The following is a 17,773-nucleotide window of genomic DNA, read 5'->3' on the forward strand; positions in this document are numbered from 1 at the left end:
TCCTCGCTGGAGAGGATGCGATCGAAATTACTCTTCACGGGCCGTAGCCTCCGCACTGATAGGGCTGGCGTATTCGGCCTTCAACCGACCGTCTTGGTCCAGAAGCCAGGCGTCCATGATCTGACGCACCACGGGCGCGGCGACGCCGGATCCGGACTCGCCGTTCTCGACCATCACCGACACCACGATTTGCGGGTTGTCGGCTGGCGCAAAGCCGACGAACAAGGCGTGGTCGCGGTGGCGTTCCTGAACCTTGGAGCGGTCGTACTTCTCGCCCTGCTTGATCGCGACCACCTGGGCCGTACCACTTTTGCCCGCGATGCGGTATTGCGCACCGATCGCCGCTTTGCGTGCCGTACCCCGGGCACCGTGCATCACCTGCTGCATGCCGTGGTTGACCTTGGTCCAGTCGGACGGGTCGCGCAGTACGATGTCCGGAATCGGGTTTTCATCCTTGGGCCGCTCGCCTTCGACGGTCTTGGCCAGGTGCGGACGGTTCCAGACACCCTTGTTCGCGACCAGCGCAGTGGCCTGGGCCAGTTGCAGCGGCGTGGACTGCATGTAGCCCTGACCGATCCCCAGAATCAGTGTTTCTCCCGGGTACCAGGCCTGACGTCGGGTTGCACGCTTCCATTCCCGTGTCGGCATCAGCCCCGGTGACTCTTCGAACATGTCCAGCGAGACCTTCTGGCCGATGCCGAACTTGGTCATGTACGCCGACAAGCGATCGATTCCCAGCTTGTGGGCCAGGTCGTAGAAGTAGGTGTCGTTGGACCGCATGATCGCCGTGTCGAGATCGACGTAGCCGTCACCGGTACGGTTCCAGTTACGGTATTTGTGATCGTAGTTGGGCAACTGGTAATAGCCTGGGTCATACACCCGACTCGACGCGGTCACAACGCCAGCATCCAGGCCAGCAATTGCCACCGCCGGTTTGATGGTCGAGCCCGGCGGGTACAGGCCGCGCAGCACGCGGTTGAACAGTGGCCGGTCGATGGAATCGCGCAGCTCGGCATAGGCCTTGAAGCCGATGCCGGTGACGAACAGGTTCGGGTCGAAACTCGGCGCACTGACCATCGCCAGCACTTCGCCGGTTTTCGGGTCCAGCGCCACCACCGCACCACGACGACCGCCGAGTGCCGCTTCGGCAGCTTCCTGCAATTTGATGTCCAGGCTCAGGACAATGTCCTTGCCGGGAATCGGATCGGTACGCTTGAGCACGCGCAAGACGCGGCCCCGAGCGTTGGTTTCAACTTCTTCGTAACCCACCTGGCCGTGCAGTTCGGGCTCGTAGAACCGCTCGATGCCGGTTTTGCCGATGTGATGGGTGCCGCTGTAATTGACCGGATCGAGGGACTTCAGCTCTTTCTCGTTGATCCGCCCCATGTAACCCACCGAGTGCGCAAAGTGCGGGCCCTGCGGGTAGTGACGCACCAACTGCGCGACTACTTCCACCCCCGGCAGACGGAACTGATTCACCGCGATGCGGGCAATCTGCTCTTCAGTCAGCTCGAACAGGATCGGCACCGGCTCGAACGGCCGACGCCCCTGACGCATGCGCTTCTCGAAGATCACCCGATCTTCGGGCGTCAGTTCCAGCACTTCGACGATCACGTCGAGCACTTGCTGCCAGTCGCCGGACCGTTCGCGGGTCATGCTCAGGCTGAAGCTGGGCCGGTTATCGGCCACCACCACGCCATTGCGGTCGAAAATCAGCCCGCGGGTCGGGGGAATCGGTTGCACATGGACGCGGTTGTTTTCCGACAGGGTCGAGTGGTACTCGTACTGGATTACCTGGAGGAAATACAGCCGCGCGATCAGCACACAGATCAGCAACACCACCGCAATGGCCCCGAACACGACGCGGCCACGCACCAGACGGGCGTCTTTTTCGTGGTCCTTGATGCGGATCGGCTGGGGCATGAGGGCAGAACTACTTGTGGTAAGGGTGGCCGGACAAGACTGTCCAGGCACGATACAGCTGTTCGCCGATCAGAATCCGCACCAGCGGGTGCGGCAACGTCAACGGCGACAACGACCAGCGCTGATCGGCCCGCGCACAGACTTCCGGCGCCAGCCCTTCGGGGCCGCCGACCATGAAATTCACCGTGCGCGAGTCCAGCCGCCAGCGATCGAGTTCGACCGCCAACTGCTCGGTACTCCAGGGCTTGCCGTGGACTTCGAGGGTGACAACACGCTCATTCGGCCCGACCTTGGCCAGCATGGCTTCGCCTTCCTGACGGATGAAGCGTGCCACGTCGGCGTTCTTGCCACGGGTATTGAGCGGTATTTCCACCAGTTCCAGCGCCAGCTCGGACGGAAGACGCTTGGCATATTCATGCCAGCCTTCTTCCACCCACTTGGGCATGCGTGAACCGACGGCGATCAGTCGCAGTCGCACAGCGGGCCCTTATTGCTGGTCTTTGTTGAGCTTGACGAAGTGCTCATGGGTGTTTTCCGGGCTGTGGTGAGCCGCGTTCAGAGCACGGCTCTGTTCCGCACCGGACCACAGGCGCTCGAGGTCGTAAAACTGACGAGCCGAAGCCGTCATCATGTGCACGATGACGTCATCCATATCCAGCAGCACCCAGTCGCTGTCGCCCTTGCCTTCTTCACCCAGTGGCTTGACGCCCAGGGCTTTGACGGCTTCGCGGACCTTGTCCAGCATCGCGCCGATCTGGCGGTTGGAGGTACCGGTGGCGATGATCATGTAGTCAGTGATGCTCTGCTTTTCACGAACGTCGATCACCTGGATGTCCTGGCCCTTGACGTCTTCCAGGGCGGCTACGGCAACCTTGACCAGCTCATCACCCTTCAGGGGCTCGGTGCTGAGAACCGGCTCAGGCAGCGGGGCGCTCTTGAACGTGCCTTTGCGCTTTACTTTAGTTACGTCTTTGTTCGTCATATAAAACTCGTTTTGCTCGTATGTTCGGGCGCTTCGGTACACGCGTTCACGTGTTTTGAAGCGCTCCCTTTTTCAGTTCGACGCACGGTAGAGTCCGTGCGCATCGATGTAGGCCAGGACCGCGTCGGGCACCAGGAAACGTACCGACTTACCGCTGGCCAGCAGTTGACGGATCTGGGTGGCGGATACCGCGAGCGGCGTCTGCCAGACGAATGCAATCTGTCCGCTCGGCCCTTTGAGGGCCAGCGGGTCGCTCACCGAGCGTGCCGCCAATAGATTGCGCAAGGCATCCGGCGGTTCGCTGTCGGCATCCGGGCGTTGCAGCACCAGGATGTGGCAATGCTGGAGCAACTCTTCCCAGCGGTGCCAAGTGGGCAGGCCGCAAAATGCGTCCCAGCCCAAAAGTAGAAAAACCTGGTCAGAGGCGGCCAGTTCGGCGCGCATCAGTTCCAGGGTGTCGATGGTGTAGGACGGTTTGTCCCGCTGCAATTCGCGGGCGTCCACCACCAGCGGCGCCACACCGGCCACCGCGCACTCGACCATCGCCAGACGGTCCTTCGCCGACACCTGCGGCGTACCGCGATGTGGCGGCCTGGCACTGGGTGTCAGGCGTAACTCGTCGAGCGCCAGCGATTCGGCGACTTCCAGTGCACCGCGCAAATGGCCGATGTGCACCGGGTCGAACGTCCCGCCCAATACGCCAATACGTCGAGGCGCAGGCTCGCTGGCGATTTGCGGGGCTGACGCTTTGAGGTCGCCCAAGTCAGACCGACGCCTGGCCGCGTAACTGGCCATCACCGACCACGATGTACTTCTCGCAGGTCAGACCTTCGAGGCCCACCGGGCCGCGGGCGTGCAGCTTATCAGTAGAAATGCCAATCTCGGCACCCAATCCGTATTCGAAGCCATCGGCGAAGCAGGTTGGCGTATTGATCATCACCGACGATGAATCGACTTCCGCTACAAAACGCCGCGTGTCGGCGAGGTTTTCGCTGACGATCGAGTCGGTGTGATGCGAGCCGTACTGATTGATGTGTTCGATGGCCTGGTCCAGCCCGTCGACGACGCGGATCGAGAGAATCGGCGCCAGGTATTCGGTGTTCCAGTCTTCTTCCGTGGCCAAGACAGCCTCGATGATCGCCCGGGTGCGCTCGCATCCGCGCAGTTCGACGCCTTTCTCGCGGAACTGTGCCGCCATCGACGGCAGGAAATCCTTGGCAACGGTTTGATCTACCAGCAGCGTTTCCATCGCGCCACAGATGCCATAACGATAAGTCTTGGCATTGAAGGCGATGCGCCGGGCTTTCGGCAGATCGGCGTTGGCGCTGACGTAGACGTGGCAGATGCCGTCCAGGTGTTTGATCACCGGCACCCGGGCATCGCGGCTGACGCGCTCGATCAAGCCACGGCCGCCACGGGGCACGATGACATCGACGTACTCAGGCATGGTGATCAGGGCGCCAACGGCGGCACGGTCAGTGGTTTCGACCACCTGCACCACGGCGGCGGGCAATTCTGCCTCGGCCAGACCACGTTGAATGCAGGCAGCGATGGCGCGATTGGAATTGATTGCCTCGGAACCGCCACGCAGGATGGTCGCGTTGCCGGACTTCAGGCACAGGCTCGCGGCATCGATGGTCACGTTCGGCCGGGATTCGTAGATGATCCCGATCACGCCCAACGGCACGCGCATCTTGCCGACCTGAATGCCCGACGGCCGGAAGCTCATGTCGCGAATCGCGCCGACGGGGTCAGGCAGTGCCGCGACCTGACGCAAACCGACGATCATGCCGTCGATGCGTTCCGGGGTCAGTGCCAGACGCTCAAGCAATGCCGGCTCAAGACCAATGGCGCGACCTGCGGCCAAATCCAGCTCATTGGCCGCCGTCAGCTCGGCGCGTGCAGCGTCCAGCGCATTGGCAGCCGCCTGCAACGCGCGGTTTTTCTGCGCAGTGCTGGCACGGCCAATGACGCGAGAAGCCTCGCGGGCGGCGCGACCCAGGCGGGTCATATAGTCGAGAACGGACTCAGTCATTGTCTGTGGTGGTCTTTGCTAAGGTCTTGGTAAAGAGTAAAGCGGCAGATTATAGCTGTCGCGTCCCGGGACTAACAGCGGTGACGGGCGGATGGTCGAAATGGAGGGCAATTAGCCGACGTTCAGCCGGGATTAAGCTGCAAATTGTTATCATCACGACTCAATCAGCCTTGATAAACACCGTTCATCATGTCCAACCTGACTGTTCGAACGTCCGCTGCACGCCTGCCCACGGGGCTTGCGGACGCGTTTTTCGACCGCGACGCACAAACCCTGGCCCGGGATTTACTCGGCAAGGTCATCCGTCATCGGGTCGGCGACCTGTGGCTCAGCGCCCGGATTATTGAGACCGAGGCCTACTACTGCGAAGAAAAAGGCAGCCATGCGTCCCTTGGTTACACAGAAAAGCGTAAGGCTTTGTTTCTGGATGGCGGGCACATTTATATGTATTACGCCCGCGGCGGTGATTCCCTTAACTTCAGCGCCCAGGGGCCGGGCAACGCGGTGCTGATCAAATCCGCTTATCCATGGGTCGATGAGTTGAGCGGGCCGGCGAGTCTGGCGCAGATGCTGCTAAACAATCCCGACGCCCAGGGCCGTCCTCGCCCGTCGCAAAAGCTTTGCGCCGGGCAAACGTTGCTTTGCAAGTCGCTGGGCTTGAAGGTGCCGGTCTGGGATGCCAAACGTTTTGACCATGAGGTGTTGCTGGTCGAAGACGTCGGCCCGGCGCCGGCTCACATCATTCAAACCACGCGCTTGGGCATTCCCCATGGACGCGATGAGCATTTGATGTACCGCTTCGTCGATGCTGCATACGCGCCATATTGCACGCGGAACCCGCTGCGACGGGGGCAGGTCGAAGGTCGCGATTATTTTTTGCTGACCTGAGATGTACCCGGACTAGAGGTAGAAGGAAATCCCTGTGGGAGCGGGCTTGCTCGCGAAAGCGGAGTATCAGGCGACATCAATATTGACTGGTAGGCCGCCTTCGCGAGCAAGCCCACTCCCACAAGGAACTTGTAGTGTTTTGAGATTGCGTTCGTCCCAAGGGACCAATTGAACATCAGAGGGAGTTGTTTTTATGGGCCCATGGCTCGATAGCGTGACCGGTTGGCTGGCGGCAAACCCGCAATGGCTGGCCGCAGCGGTGTTCATCGTGGCATTCGTGGAATGCCTGGCGATTGCCGGGTTGATCGTGCCCGGCACGGTGTTGCTGTTCGCCGTGGCGGTATTGGCCGGCAGCGGCGCGCTGTCATTGAGTGAAACGCTGTTGCTGGGGTTCGTCGCCGGCGTGCTGGGCGATATCGTTTCGTACTTCATCGGTCGACATTTCCACCAGAACATCCGGCGTCTGCCAGGGTTGCGCCATCACCCGGAATGGATCGCCGGTGCCGAGGCATATTTCCAGCGCTACGGCATCGCCAGCCTGCTGGTCGGACGATTTATCGGCCCGCTGCGCCCGATGCTGCCAATGGTCGCCGGGATGTTCGACATGCCGTTCCCGCGTTTCGCCGCCGTCAGCTTGCTGGCCGCCGCGGGCTGGAGCATCGCTTACTTGCTGCCCGGCTGGGCCACGGGCGCGGCGATTCGCTTGCCATTGCCCGAAGGTTTCTGGCCTGAAGCAGGGATCGTCGCCGGCAGCATTGCGCTAATGATCGGCTTGAGTGTGACCAGCAGCCTGCGCCGCCATCGCCACGCCACCGCCTATATAGCCAGCCTCGGCTTGTTGATTCTGGCAGGGCTGTTTATCGGCTACCCGCACCTGACCGCGCTCGATCAAGGCGTGATGACCCTGGTGCAGGAACACCGCAGCCCGATGCTCGATGAAGTGGCTGTCACCTTCACGCTGATCGGCGAGTTCCGCAACATGCTGCTGTTCAGCGCCCTGCTCACCGGCTTGCTGCTGCTCACCCGGCAGTGGCGCCAGGCTATTTTCGCCGGTGGCACCCTGCTCTTCACCGCCCTCGGCAACACCTTCACCAAACAGTTTTTCGCCCGCGTGCGCCCGGAAGTACTGAGCGATCCGCTGACCAGCTATAGCATGCCCAGCGGCCACGCCTCGGGCGCCTTCGCGCTGTTCCTGACGCTTGCCGTACTGGCCGGTCGCGGTCAGCCACCACGGATGCGCCTGACCTGGTTGCTGCTGGGTTGTTTGCCGGCGCTGGCGATTGCGCTGTCGCGGGTGTACCTGGGCGCGCACTGGCCGACGGATGTACTGGCCGGCGCGATGCTGGCGGCGTGCGTCTGTGCGGCGAGTTTGTGGCTGAGCCAGCGTCAGACGCCGCTCAACGCCATGCCGCCCAAGGTCTGGTGGCTGGTGTTGCCGGCGCTGGTGGCGCTGTTTGGGTTCTTTGCGTTGCGGCATCTGCCGCATGCGATGTTGAGGTATGCGTATTAACTACGCCGCCAGAAACAGATGCCATCAGTCGCCAGGACTGATGGCATACATTCACTTGCGCTCCTGACCCGGCTTATCAATAATCTTGATCACGAAATTGACAGGATCATTATTGAACGCATCATGCTTGGTGGCGTTAGGGTCTACATTTTTAAAATGCACCTTCCCTCTATCAGCAGCAAGATATAACGAACGACCGTTAAGCTCACTCACAAGCTGAACATATACTGGGCCGCCATCGAGATCATGAAAACCTGCCCGCTCCGCCCCATGCGTGCGGATTGAAAATTCAGAGCTTTGCGAATCGTTGCTGATGTATAAATGATGGGACCCGGCATTAACTTTTAAACGCCCACCCTCATAAGCACCTCGGATAACAGCCACAATTTCATATTTGTCAGCCCGGGGGACAAACTTTAACAACAAGGGTTTGTCATCCTCATGATCGGCCAGCGTCAGAACACTTGCACTGTCGTGACTCGCCAACGCCACTTCCACATCCAGGCGCTCGCGCCTGGTGATTCGCGGGTCACGCAGCCGCAGTTTCAGGCGTTGCTGGTTGAGCACCACCGGCGTCCCGTCGACATAAAGATTAGCGGTAAATGCATTGCTTCGATTTTCCAGAGACATGAATCACCTCAAGTGCTTTCACTCAATTCTTGTTTTTTCCAGCGATACACGCAGGACGCGGTTTTTCGCCGAGTGTTTAATAACCGCTCACTGCGCCATGGAGGCGTCTGAAACATCGGCAGTGCCTCCACCTGGAAGTTTCACGCGCTTGCGTTTACGTCGCGCGACAACCATTGAGTCGGCATAATAAGCCGCCGCCTCAATAATGTTCGCCGTATTGGATTCGGTGCCAGCGTGCTTCAAGATATAGCGCCCGACAATATCATCCCAGAACGCCCACTCATCTTCATAAACTGTCATGACTACATCCTTATAGTTAAAAGTTAATCCGCGTCATGCGAATAACTGGAAACTACTGACGGAATCATGCGAAGACAATAGTGGCGAACCAGACAACTTAATACAAAGTACAACTAGGCAAACAACTCACCCTGCAACTCATCCAGCAGTGCCTGAATCGCATCCAGTCGCTGCTGGGGATCATCGAGTTGCAACAGGTCGATCTTGTCCAGTTCGGCAAAGGGCAGCAGGTACGCCAGCTGATTGGCCAGGGACTGCTGCCCGGTTGCTTCAGTGCCCATGTTCAACGCTTCGACCATCGGGTGTTCGGCCAACGCCTTGAGCAGCGCAACCAGGTCGGCATCCTCGTCCTGCAGCGGTTGCTCGGGCTCGTCTTCCAGCCACTCGACCTCGGCGACGGTCAATTGATCGCGCTGCACCTCGGTGCGCAATACATGAAAACGCCGCCCGCCCTGCACGCGAATGCCCAGCAGGCCATTGTCCTGCTGTTTGAAATCGGTGATCAGCGCTTCACACCCCACCAGCGCATAGCCAGCCGGGGCGATGCCGACTTCTTCGCCGTCGAGAATGCACACCACGCCGAAGCCGCCGCCCTGTTTCATGCAGCGGCCGATCATGTCCAGGTAGCGCGCCTCGAATATTTGCAGGTCGAGGATGCAACCAGGGAACAGCACCGTGTTCAACGGAAAAAGCGGCAAGCTCATAGACATTTCCTTACACCACCATCGACACCGCCAACGGCAGGAACACCGCCGTGGCCACGCCCATCAGACTCATCGCCAGCGCCGCGAAGGCGCCGCATTCTTCACTTTCCTGCAAGGCCACCGAGGTCCCGACCGCATGGGCGGTCATGCCCAGCGCCATGCCCCGGGCTTCAGGGCTGTGAACACCCAGCCGGGTCAACAGGCTCGGGCCGAAGATCGCACCGATCACGCCGGTGATCAACACGAACACCGCCGCCAGCGCCGCGACACCACCTATCTGCTCAGCCACCAGCATGGCAATCGGCGACGTCACCGACTTCGGCGCCATGGTCATCAGGATCATGTGCTCGGCGCCAAACCACCAGCCCAGCAACACGCCCATGCCCGTGGCAACCACGCCGCCTACCACCAGCGTAGTAAATATCGGCCAGAACAACTGCCGAATCCGTCGCAGATTGAGGTACAGCGGGACCGCCAGTGCGACGGTCGCAGGCCCGAGCAGGATGCTGAGGATCTCGGTGCTCTTGCGGTATTCGATAAAGGTGATGCCACACACCGTCAGTACGCCGATCACCAACAGCATGGAAACCAGCACCGGTTGCAGAAAGATCCAGCGGGTTTTCTCGAAGGCCGCCAGCACCAGTTGATAAGCGCCCAGCGTAATGCCGATGCCGAACAACGGATGATGGATCACCGAGTCCAGTGCGCCGTGCCAATCGAGGCTCATTGGCGATCTCCGCGATGGGCATGACGCTTGACCATGCGCTGCATCAGCACCCCGGCAAACGCCATGGACAGCACCAGCGACAACACCAGCGCGCCGACGATGGCCCAGAAGTCCGCGGCAATGTCCTTGGCGTAAACCATCACGCCCACGGCCGGAGGCACCAGCAGCAACGGCAAATAACGCAGCAGGCTGCTGGCCGCGAGGTTCAACGGCTCGCCGACTTGCCCGCGTGAAATCAGGTACACCAGCAACAGCAGCAGGCCGACAATCGGCCCGGGCAGTACCGGCAAAAACAAATGGTTGATGGCTGTGCCCAGCAATTGGAACAGCACCAGCCAGGTCAGGCCACGTAACAACATCCAGCATCTCCCGCACGCACTCCCCACCAAAAAGGGGCCGGGCATTATAAGCACGTCAACGCTATGGATCGGCATTCGCCAAAAGCATGGTCGGTTGACCGGAGCAATTTGCCATGTTGATCTAAAGTGGTTCACAGGGAGGTCAAATCCCCCCACTCGAAAAACTATAAATCCGATGAAACCCAAGGAGAGTCTCAATGCCCTATGTTCCCGTTGCAGAGCTCAAAGATTATGTCGGCAAGGAACTCGGACGTTCCGAATGGCTCACCATCGATCAGGAGCGCATCAACCTGTTCGCCGAAGCCACAGGTGATTATCAGTTCATCCACGTCGACCCGGTCAAAGCCGCGCAAACGCCATTTGGCAGCACCATTGCCCACGGATTCCTGTCGCTGTCGCTGATCCCGAAACTGATGGAAGACATCCTGATCCTCCCTCAAGGGGCGAAGATGGTGGTCAACTATGGCCTGGACAGCGTGCGCTTCATCCAGCCCGTGAAGGTCAACTCCAGGGTTCGGCTAAAGGTCGACATGAACGAAGTCATCGAGAAGAAACCCGGCCAATGGCTGCTCAAAGCCACCGCCACGCTTGAAATCGAAGGGTCGGACAAACCGGCGTATATCGCTGAGCCGCTGTCCCTCTGTTTCGTCTGATACATGCCTGATTGCGAAACAGCTCACGCTGTTTCGCGCTGTGTCTCTGCCGTGTCTCTATAAATGCGACACATAGCTGCGGCATACTCCGTCGCATAATTGCCCGGATCCCGCTATGCGCTCACTTGCCCTCCTCGCCTTGACCCTGTTGCTCACCGCTTGCGGCGATGGCGAATCGCTGCTGCCCCCCGATGCCCGCTTGCCGGACGGCGGGCGTTATCGCGGTGATCTGGTCAACGGCTTGCTGCAAGGCCAGGGCCGCATCGACTATCCGAACGGCAGTTGGTACGCCGGCGAGTTCGACAAAGGGCAATGGCATGGCCAGGGCGAATGGCATGGCAGCAACGGCGAGGTCTATCGCGGACAATTCAATCAAGGCTTGTTCGACGGCCAGGGCACGCTGACCACCCCCGGCAGCAGCTACACCGGCGGATTCAAACTCGGTCGCCGTGACGGTGAAGGTACCCTCAAAGAAAACGCGATGACCTATCGCGGTGAATTCAAGGCCGATCAATATTCAGGGTTCGGTCGTCTCGAACTCGATGACGGCAGCTCCTATCAGGGCCAGTTCGCCCACGGCAAACCCAACGGCGAAGGCCAGCGTGGCGATGGCAGTGGCAATCAGTTCACCGGGCACTTCAAGGACGGTCAACTGGAAGGCAACGGGACCTTCAACAGCGCCGACGGCGACATCTATGTCGGTGGCTTCAAGAACAATCAACTGCATGGCAAAGGCCGCTACGAGAACGCCGACGGCGATGTCTGGCTGGGCCAGTTCAAGGAAGGTTCGCTGAACGGCAAAGGCGAGTTGATCGGTGCTGATGGCAGCCATTACATCGGCCAGTTCAGTGACTGGCGCTTTACCGGTCAAGGTCGATTGAACCTGCCCGACGGCAGCTTCTATATCGGCCAGTTCGACAGTGACAGCTACTCGGGGCGCGGCACCCTGGTGCTCACCGACGGCACGGTGCAAAGCGGTACGTGGATCAACGGCCAGCGTGTTCGCGACGCCGATGGCAAGTTGCTACCCGACACCCTGGAGCTCGGCTTGCTGGCCCAGGGCCGCTTACTCGATGAAGCCCTGTCGAGCGTACCGGCCTCGACCCCAGTGGTCGAGCTGTACACCCTGACCCTGGGCGGCGACGGCAAGCAGAGTGTGTTCCTGCGTGAATCCGATTACGTCAGCAACATGCTCACCAGCCGCTTCGGCGCCTTCGGCCAGATTCGCCTGGTGAACCATCGCGACCACCTCGTCGACCGACCGATGGCCACCAGGGAAAACCTGCGCCGCGCCGCGATGACCCTGGCCGAACGCAGCGGCCCGGAAGACTTGATCTTCATCTACCTGACCAGCCATGGCAGCAGCGAGCATGAACTGGTGCTCGATCAGCCGCGCATGGAGCTGGCCGACCTGCCGGCCGACGAACTCGCCGCCGTCCTCGCGCCCCTGAAGAATCGCGACAAGATCATTGTGATTTCGTCCTGCTATTCCGGCGGCTTCATCCCCGCGCTCAAGGATGAACGCACGCTGATCATGACCGCCTCGCGCGCTGACCGGGTGTCCTTCGGTTGCTCGGAAGAAGCCAACTTCACCTACTTCGGCGACGCGCTGTTCGCCCAGGCGCTGAACCAGACCGACGACCTGGAGCAAGCCTTCAAGCTGGCCAAGGCCACGGTGGCGGAGCGTGAGCTGGCGGATGGCTTCGAAGCCTCTGAACCGCAGATCTGGGCGCCGAAAACCGTTCTCTCTCACTGGCAGCTGTTACGCAAGCAGCAGGCACGAAAAGCACTACAAAGTGTCTCTATCAGCAACAAGGATGCAAAGAGCAACTAAGCTGAACAGTATCAAGGGAGAAACACTATGTACTTGACGCCTCAGCATGTATTGCTTGCCGGAGCCACCGGGTTAACCGGTGAACATCTGCTCGATCGCCTGCTCAATGAGCCAACGATTTCAAGGGTACTGGCCCCCTCACGCCGGCCGCTGGCCGAGCATCCCCACCTGGAAAACCCGGTCGGCGACCCGGCGGTGTTTTTGCCGCAACTGAACGGTCGCGTCGACATCGCTTACTGCTGCCTCGGCACAACCATCAAACAGGCCGGCTCGGAGCAGGCCTTTCGCGCGGTGGATCTGGACATGGTGGTGGCGTTCGCCAAACGCGCGCGGGAGATGGGCGCACGGCATTTGATCGTGATCAGTGCCTTGGGGGCTGATCGCAGATCTTCAGTTTTCTACAACCGGGTCAAAGGCGAAATGGAGTATGCATTGCGCGCGCAGGACTGGCCGCAGCTGACCATTTGCCGACCTTCAGTGTTGCTGGGCGAGCGACTCGAACCGCGCATGGCCGAGCAATTCGTCGGGCCGTTATCCCGGTTGATTCCTGGCAAATACCGCGGCATCGAAGCCTGCCAACTGGCCCGCGCGATGTGGCGGCTGGCACTGGAAGAACAGGATGGGGTGCGGATTGTCGAGTCGGATGAGTTGCGCAAGTTAGGCAAATAAACCTGTGGCGTCTGAAGAGACGCCTTCGTCGGATCGCCGCCCGGAGCAAGCCCGCTCCCACATTTGACCGTGTTCGCTCGTATCACTCGGTCAAATGTGGGAGCGGGCTTGCTCCGGGCGGCGATCCGACGAAGGGCGCGACACAGACTCAAAGTCGAACGCTACAACCCGCCAGTCGCCTGAAAACCCACCCCGATCACCGTCAGCAACGACAACGGCAACAACAGCGTGTCGAGCAGCGCGCTGGCCGGCAGGTCAACACCAGGATAACTCGGCGCTTCGGCGCCAAACCGATCCATGGCGCAGCACCCACCATTCAAGGCATACAAATCCAGACGCGTCCCCGAATACACCACGGGCGCCCCAGGCTTGGCGGCGTCCAGCGTGCGCGCCGTGGCGCAGCCTGTCAGTTGCAGCGCCAGCAGCATAATCAGCAGCTTATTCATCGCTGCTCAAATGGTGTTCACCCCAACGCGGCAGCATGTCTTGCGGAATGTTCAACAGGTTGAGAATCCGCGCCACGACAAAGTCGATCAAGTCATCGATGGTCTGCGGCTGGTGATAGAAGCCTGGCGAAGCCGGCAAAATCGTCACGCCCATGTTCGACAACTTGAGCATGTGCTCCAGATGAATGCTCGAATACGGCGCCTCACGCGGCACCAGAATCAGCTGGCGACGCTCTTTCAACGTCACATCGGCAGCCCGTTCGATCAGGTTGTTGCAGGCACCGGTCGCGATGGCGGACAAGGTTCCAGTGGAGCAAGGAACGACCACCATCGCCGCGGGCGCACCGGAGCCCGAGGCCACTGGCGACATCCAGTCTTCCTTGCCGTACACCTTGATTTGCCCGGCGGCCGCGCCGGTGTATTCAGTGAGGAAAGCCTGCATCGTCTGCGGTTTGGCCGGCAGCGTGACGTCTGTCTCGGTGGCCATCACCAGTTGCGCAGCCTTGGAGATCAGGAAGTGCACTTCGCGGTCTTCGCGGATCAGGCAGTCGAGCAGGCGTAAACCGTACTGGGCGCCCGAAGCGCCGGTCATCGCGAGGGTGATGCGTTCCGGGACGTTGTTCATTGCAGCGCCTCGGCGAGTTTGCCGTGCAGGCCGCCGAAGCCGCCGTTGCTCATGATCACCACGTGAGTGCCGGGCTGGGCCTGGCTCTTCACGCGCTCGATAATGCCTTCCAGCGAATCGCTGACAATCGACGGCACGGTGCACAACGCGGCGGTCGCGCCCAGGTCCCAGCCAAGGTTGGCAGGTGCGTACCAGATCACCTGATCGGCATCGACCACGCTTTCCGGCAAGCCGTCGCGGTGAGCGCCGAGCTTCATGGAATTGGAACGCGGCTCGATGATCGCAATCAACGGCGCATCACCGATGCGTTTGCGCAGGCCGTCGAGGGTCGTCGCAATCGCCGTCGGGTGGTGAGCGAAGTCGTCGTAGATGGTGATGCCGCGAACTTCGGCGACTTTCTCCATCCGGCGTTTCACGCTTTTGAACGCGCTCAACGCGGCGATGCCCATGGCAGGCACCACGCCAACATGGCGAGCCGCCGCCAATGTGGCCAGGGCGTTAGCCACGTTGTGCTGGCCGGTCATGTCCCAATCGACCACGCCTTGGGCGACGCCTTCGAACATCACTTCGAACTTCGAGCCGTCTTCGCTGAGCAGTTTGACCTGCCATTGACCGCCGGCACCGGTGGTTTGCACCGGCGTCCAGCAGCCCATCTCGATGACGCGCTGCAATGCCGGCTCGGTGGTCGGGTGGATTACCAGGCCTTCGCTCGGGATGGTCCGCACCAAATGGTGAAACTGGCGCTCGATGGCGGGCAGATCGGGGAAGATGTCGGCGTGATCGTATTCCAGGTTGTTCAGGATCGCCGTGCGCGGGCGGTAGTGGACGAACTTGGAGCGCTTGTCGAAGAAAGCGCTGTCGTATTCGTCGGCTTCGATGACGAAGAACGGTGTGCCGCCCAGACGCGCCGACACCGAGAAATTCTGCGGCACGCCGCCGATCAGGAAACCCGGGCTCATGCCCGCGTGTTCCAGGACCCAGGCGAGCATGCTGCTGGTGGTGGTTTTGCCATGGGTGCCGGCGACGGCCAGGACCCAGCGACCTTGCAGCACGTGGTCGGCCAGCCATTGCGGGCCGGAGACGTAAGGCAGGCCTTTGTTGAGCACATACTCGACGGCCGGGTTGCCGCGGGACATGGCGTTACCGACCACCACCAGGTCCGGCGCCGGATCGAGTTGGGCGGGATCGTAGCCTTGGGTCAACTCAATGCCCTGCGCTTCAAGCTGAGTGCTCATCGGCGGATAGACGTTGGCATCGGAGCCCGTCACGTGATGGCCCAGCTCTTTGGCCAGAACCGCCATCGAACCCATGAAAGTGCCGCAGATACCAAGAATATGAATGTGCATAGTCGACCTCGTAAAACATGGCCGCAGGTTAGCGTAGGGAGGGGAAAATCGCACCTTGTGTTTCGGTCTCACTGACGCCAATCGCGGGCAAGCCCGCTCCCACAAGGTCCAGCGGCGCTCGGACAATGGTGTTCACACCGCAAGTCATGTGGGCGCGGGCTTGCCCGCGATTGGCCGCGACGCGGTTTACCGGGCGATGCCGTGTTTACGCAGTTTTCTGTAGAGGGTGTTACGGCTTACACCGAGGTGTTCAGCGGTATGAGTCATGTGCCAGCGCGTCTGCTCCAGCGCATTGAGCAACGCCAACCGCTCTGCATCGTCCAGCGGATATTCGGATGGCTCTTCAACGATCAAGACTGGCACCGGTCGAACCTGGCGAATCATCGCCGGCAAATCCTCCAGCCCGATCCGCCCGCCGTCACACAACGCCGCCAAGGTACGCAGTACGTTGCGCAACTGCCGCACATTCCCCGGCCACGCAAACCCGAGCAGAGCCTGCCGTGCTGGCTCGTCGATCAGTACGGTTTCCCCGCCCGCCTCTTCAGCCAGCAGGAAATCGAGCAACTGAGATTTGTCACTGCGATCACGTAACGCCGGCAACGCAACCTCCAGCCCATTGAGCCGGTAATACAAATCTTCACGGAAGCTGCCGTCCTGCACCCGCTCCAGCAAATTACGGTGAGTGGCACTGATGATCCGCACATTGACCGCCTCCGGCTCGCCGCCAATCGGCACCACCTGACGATCTTCCAGCACCCTTAATAGCCGGGTTTGCAAAGCCAGGGGCATGTCGCCGATTTCATCGAGAAACAGCGTGCCGCCATCCGCCTGTTGCAACTTGCCGCGCATGCCTTCCTTGCGCGCACCGGTGAAGCTGCCGCCGCGATAACCAAACAATTCGCTCTCGATCAGGCTTTCGGGGATCGCCGCACAGTTCAGGGCGACGAAGGCTTTCTCGGCCCGCTGGCTGGCCTGATGCACAGCTTTGGCGAAGGCCTCTTTGCCGGAGCCGGTTTCGCCATTGATCAACAGCGGCACGTCTCGCTCGAAGACTCTCAAGGATTTGCGGAAATCTTCCTGCAACACGATGTCGCCCAGACAGATGCCCGACAGACGAGGACGCTCGGCAATCACCGGGCTTGGCACCACCGGCACCGGAATGCTGCGCGGCTGCCCGCGCAACAAAGCAAACAGACACCGTCCGTCACGGGTGCGCAAGGGCCAACTGGCGCTGGCGTTGACACTGGCGCGGCCGAGCAAATCGTCCAGCGAGCAATCAAAAAACGCCTCGACCGGCTTGCCCAACAATCCGCCGCGAATATGTCCCAGCAGGTTCAGCGCACTCTGGTTCACCGCGCTGATCCGCCCTTCCCCGTCGAACGCCAGCAACCCTTCGCTGAACAGCCCGACGGACTCAGCCTGCAGATGAAAACGCAGCAGCCATTGATTGTCGAAGTAGCGCAGGAAATAGCAGCTCTCGATCATCTTCGCCGAAAGATTGACCAGGGCCATGGTGTGAAATTGGCTCTGCCGGGAGACCTCGTGACGCGCCGAGGACACGTCGAGCACCGCCAGCAGTTCGCCATGCGGATCGAATACGGGGCTCGCCGAACACGTCAGCCCCGTGTGGCGGCCGCGAAAATGTTCGTCCTGGTGAATGGTCAGCGACTGGCGCTCCACCAGGCAGGTACCGATGCCATTGGTGCCTTCGCAGGCTTCGCTCCAGTCTGCGCCGAGCCACAGGCCTGCGCGCTCGAAGATTTTCCGTTCGGCAGGCGCGGTGACGCAGTTGAGGATCACCCCGCGGGCGTCGGTCAGCAGCACCGCGTGGCCGGCGCCGGAGAGTTGCTGGTGAAGGCTGGTCATTTCATTGCCGGCGATGTGCAGCACCTGCTGCAAGCGTTCGCGGCTTTCGAGTACGCGACCATGTTCCAGCACCGTCGGCGCCATCGTCAGGGCCGGGTCAAGGTGATAGTCCTCAAGACAGCGCAGCCAGGAACGGGCAATCGACGGATCGCTGCCTGGACCGTGCAGGTGAGATTTGCCCTGGGTGACGGTCAAGACTTGCTGGGCATGGCGACTCAAATGGTTGTCGTGCATTTCTTATTATTCTCTGCGCAGAGTCCGGTCCGCTTCCGTGTA

19 protein-coding genes are annotated in these 17,773 nt (G+C 60.7%); 5 read left to right on the forward strand and 14 right to left on the reverse strand.

Going from position 1 to position 17,773, the window contains the following annotated elements; translation table 11 throughout:
• Positions 1 to 27: 27 nt before the first annotated feature.
• From mrdA to ACA072_RS25555, 5 genes are all read right to left on the reverse strand, one after another.
• Positions 28 to 1,923: a penicillin-binding protein 2 gene (mrdA, locus tag ACA072_RS25535; protein ID WP_497621372.1), complete on the reverse strand. Its 1,896-nt coding sequence runs from the start codon at positions 1,921 to 1,923 to the stop codon at positions 28 to 30.
• Positions 1,924 to 1,933: 10 nt separating this feature from the next.
• Positions 1,934 to 2,401: a 23S rRNA (pseudouridine(1915)-N(3))-methyltransferase RlmH gene (rlmH, locus tag ACA072_RS25540; RefSeq protein ID WP_007937439.1), complete on the reverse strand. Its 468-nt coding sequence runs from the start codon at positions 2,399 to 2,401 to the stop codon at positions 1,934 to 1,936.
• A 9-nt stretch (positions 2,402 to 2,410) separates the two neighbouring features.
• On the reverse strand, positions 2,411 to 2,905 hold the full coding sequence (gene rsfS / locus ACA072_RS25545; protein WP_497621373.1) for a ribosome silencing factor: 495 nt from the start codon (positions 2,903 to 2,905) through the stop codon (positions 2,411 to 2,413).
• A gap of 72 nt (positions 2,906 to 2,977) precedes the next feature.
• Positions 2,978 to 3,667: a nicotinate-nucleotide adenylyltransferase gene (gene nadD / locus ACA072_RS25550; protein WP_497621375.1), complete on the reverse strand. Its 690-nt coding sequence runs from the start codon at positions 3,665 to 3,667 to the stop codon at positions 2,978 to 2,980.
• Position 3,668: 1 nt separating this feature from the next.
• Complete coding sequence (locus ACA072_RS25555) at positions 3,669 to 4,940, reverse strand: glutamate-5-semialdehyde dehydrogenase (protein WP_497621377.1); 1,272 nt, start codon at positions 4,938 to 4,940, stop codon at positions 3,669 to 3,671.
• A gap of 189 nt (positions 4,941 to 5,129) precedes the next feature.
• Between ACA072_RS25555 and ACA072_RS25560 the strand changes: the two genes are divergently transcribed.
• Positions 5,130 to 5,828, forward strand: coding sequence for a DNA-3-methyladenine glycosylase (locus ACA072_RS25560; RefSeq protein WP_497621379.1), 699 nt, complete (start codon positions 5,130 to 5,132; stop codon positions 5,826 to 5,828).
• Between the two features lie 193 nt (positions 5,829 to 6,021).
• The gene (locus ACA072_RS25565) at positions 6,022 to 7,338 is read left to right on the forward strand and encodes a bifunctional DedA family/phosphatase PAP2 family protein (RefSeq protein ID WP_497621381.1); all 1,317 of its coding nucleotides are present in this window, start codon (positions 6,022 to 6,024) and stop codon (positions 7,336 to 7,338) included.
• A 51-nt stretch (positions 7,339 to 7,389) separates the two neighbouring features.
• Here ACA072_RS25565 and ACA072_RS25570 read toward each other — a convergent pair whose 3' ends face one another.
• The 5 genes from ACA072_RS25570 to ACA072_RS25590 all read right to left on the reverse strand — a co-directional run bounded on the left by ACA072_RS25570 (position 7,390) and on the right by ACA072_RS25590 (position 10,058).
• Positions 7,390 to 7,968, reverse strand: coding sequence for a hypothetical protein (locus ACA072_RS25570; RefSeq protein ID WP_497621384.1), 579 nt, complete (start codon positions 7,966 to 7,968; stop codon positions 7,390 to 7,392).
• An 87-nt stretch (positions 7,969 to 8,055) separates the two neighbouring features.
• A complete protein-coding gene (locus tag ACA072_RS25575) occupies positions 8,056 to 8,268 on the reverse strand; it encodes a hypothetical protein (protein ID WP_497621386.1) in 213 nt (70 codons plus the stop codon).
• A gap of 113 nt (positions 8,269 to 8,381) precedes the next feature.
• On the reverse strand, positions 8,382 to 8,972 hold the full coding sequence (locus tag ACA072_RS25580) for an LON peptidase substrate-binding domain-containing protein (RefSeq protein ID WP_007998442.1): 591 nt from the start codon (positions 8,970 to 8,972) through the stop codon (positions 8,382 to 8,384).
• A 10-nt stretch (positions 8,973 to 8,982) separates the two neighbouring features.
• Complete coding sequence (locus ACA072_RS25585; protein ID WP_497621388.1) at positions 8,983 to 9,699, reverse strand: LrgB family protein; 717 nt, start codon at positions 9,697 to 9,699, stop codon at positions 8,983 to 8,985.
• A complete protein-coding gene (locus ACA072_RS25590; protein WP_131063030.1) occupies positions 9,696 to 10,058 on the reverse strand; it encodes a CidA/LrgA family protein in 363 nt (120 codons plus the stop codon). Before ACA072_RS25590 ends, ACA072_RS25585 begins: the two co-directional genes overlap by 4 nt.
• Positions 10,059 to 10,255: 197 nt before the next feature.
• Here ACA072_RS25590 and ACA072_RS25595 point away from each other — a divergent pair, with 197 nt between their 5' ends.
• From ACA072_RS25595 to ACA072_RS25605, 3 genes are all read left to right on the forward strand, one after another.
• Positions 10,256 to 10,711, forward strand: a complete 456-nt coding sequence (locus ACA072_RS25595) for a MaoC family dehydratase (RefSeq protein ID WP_010467353.1) — start codon at positions 10,256 to 10,258, stop codon at positions 10,709 to 10,711.
• A 115-nt stretch (positions 10,712 to 10,826) separates the two neighbouring features.
• Positions 10,827 to 12,545, forward strand: coding sequence for a C13 family peptidase (locus ACA072_RS25600; protein WP_497621391.1), 1,719 nt, complete (start codon positions 10,827 to 10,829; stop codon positions 12,543 to 12,545).
• A gap of 27 nt (positions 12,546 to 12,572) precedes the next feature.
• Positions 12,573 to 13,214 (forward strand): oxidoreductase, encoded by a 642-nt coding sequence (locus ACA072_RS25605; RefSeq protein ID WP_497621392.1) that lies wholly within the window; start codon positions 12,573 to 12,575, stop codon positions 13,212 to 13,214.
• Positions 13,215 to 13,375: 161 nt separating this feature from the next.
• Here ACA072_RS25605 and ACA072_RS25610 read toward each other — a convergent pair whose 3' ends face one another.
• The 4 genes from ACA072_RS25610 to ACA072_RS25625 all read right to left on the reverse strand — a co-directional run bounded on the left by ACA072_RS25610 (position 13,376) and on the right by ACA072_RS25625 (position 17,731).
• Complete coding sequence (locus ACA072_RS25610) at positions 13,376 to 13,660, reverse strand: YceK/YidQ family lipoprotein (RefSeq protein WP_497621394.1); 285 nt, start codon at positions 13,658 to 13,660, stop codon at positions 13,376 to 13,378.
• Positions 13,653 to 14,285 (reverse strand): flavin prenyltransferase UbiX, encoded by a 633-nt coding sequence (gene ubiX, locus ACA072_RS25615; protein ID WP_497621396.1) that lies wholly within the window; start codon positions 14,283 to 14,285, stop codon positions 13,653 to 13,655. The genes ACA072_RS25610 and ubiX overlap by 8 nt, the downstream gene beginning before the upstream one ends.
• A complete protein-coding gene (gene mpl, locus ACA072_RS25620) occupies positions 14,282 to 15,631 on the reverse strand; it encodes a UDP-N-acetylmuramate:L-alanyl-gamma-D-glutamyl-meso-diaminopimelate ligase (protein ID WP_109635158.1) in 1,350 nt (449 codons plus the stop codon). The genes ubiX and mpl overlap by 4 nt, the downstream gene beginning before the upstream one ends.
• 186 nt (positions 15,632 to 15,817) lie before the next feature.
• Complete coding sequence (locus ACA072_RS25625) at positions 15,818 to 17,731, reverse strand: sigma-54-dependent Fis family transcriptional regulator (protein ID WP_497621398.1); 1,914 nt, start codon at positions 17,729 to 17,731, stop codon at positions 15,818 to 15,820.
• Positions 17,732 to 17,773 lie beyond the last annotated feature (42 nt).

This window comes from Pseudomonas sp. LBUM1656, assembly GCF_059716065.1.

Coding starts and splice junctions, on each gene's coding strand:
- mrdA (WP_497621372.1), bottom strand. CDS start 1,923: ATGCCCCAGCCGATCCGCATCAAGGACCACGAAAAAGACGCCCGTCTG.
- rsfS (WP_497621373.1), bottom strand. CDS start 2,905: ATGACGAACAAAGACGTAACTAAAGTAAAGCGCAAAGGCACGTTCAAG.
- ACA072_RS25555 (WP_497621377.1), bottom strand. CDS start 4,940: ATGACTGAGTCCGTTCTCGACTATATGACCCGCCTGGGTCGCGCCGCC.
- ACA072_RS25560 (WP_497621379.1), top strand. CDS start 5,130: ATGTCCAACCTGACTGTTCGAACGTCCGCTGCACGCCTGCCCACGGGG.
- ACA072_RS25565 (WP_497621381.1), top strand. CDS start 6,022: ATGGGCCCATGGCTCGATAGCGTGACCGGTTGGCTGGCGGCAAACCCG.
- ACA072_RS25570 (WP_497621384.1), bottom strand. CDS start 7,968: ATGTCTCTGGAAAATCGAAGCAATGCATTTACCGCTAATCTTTATGTC.
- ACA072_RS25575 (WP_497621386.1), bottom strand. CDS start 8,268: ATGACAGTTTATGAAGATGAGTGGGCGTTCTGGGATGATATTGTCGGG.
- ACA072_RS25580 (WP_007998442.1), bottom strand. CDS start 8,972: ATGAGCTTGCCGCTTTTTCCGTTGAACACGGTGCTGTTCCCTGGTTGC.
- ACA072_RS25585 (WP_497621388.1), bottom strand. CDS start 9,699: ATGAGCCTCGATTGGCACGGCGCACTGGACTCGGTGATCCATCATCCG.
- ACA072_RS25590 (WP_131063030.1), bottom strand. CDS start 10,058: ATGTTGTTACGTGGCCTGACCTGGCTGGTGCTGTTCCAATTGCTGGGC.
- ACA072_RS25595 (WP_010467353.1), top strand. CDS start 10,256: ATGCCCTATGTTCCCGTTGCAGAGCTCAAAGATTATGTCGGCAAGGAA.
- ACA072_RS25600 (WP_497621391.1), top strand. CDS start 10,827: ATGCGCTCACTTGCCCTCCTCGCCTTGACCCTGTTGCTCACCGCTTGC.
- ACA072_RS25605 (WP_497621392.1), top strand. CDS start 12,573: ATGTACTTGACGCCTCAGCATGTATTGCTTGCCGGAGCCACCGGGTTA.
- ACA072_RS25610 (WP_497621394.1), bottom strand. CDS start 13,660: ATGAATAAGCTGCTGATTATGCTGCTGGCGCTGCAACTGACAGGCTGC.
- ubiX (WP_497621396.1), bottom strand. CDS start 14,285: ATGAACAACGTCCCGGAACGCATCACCCTCGCGATGACCGGCGCTTCG.
- mpl (WP_109635158.1), bottom strand. CDS start 15,631: ATGCACATTCATATTCTTGGTATCTGCGGCACTTTCATGGGTTCGATG.
- ACA072_RS25625 (WP_497621398.1), bottom strand. CDS start 17,731: ATGCACGACAACCATTTGAGTCGCCATGCCCAGCAAGTCTTGACCGTC.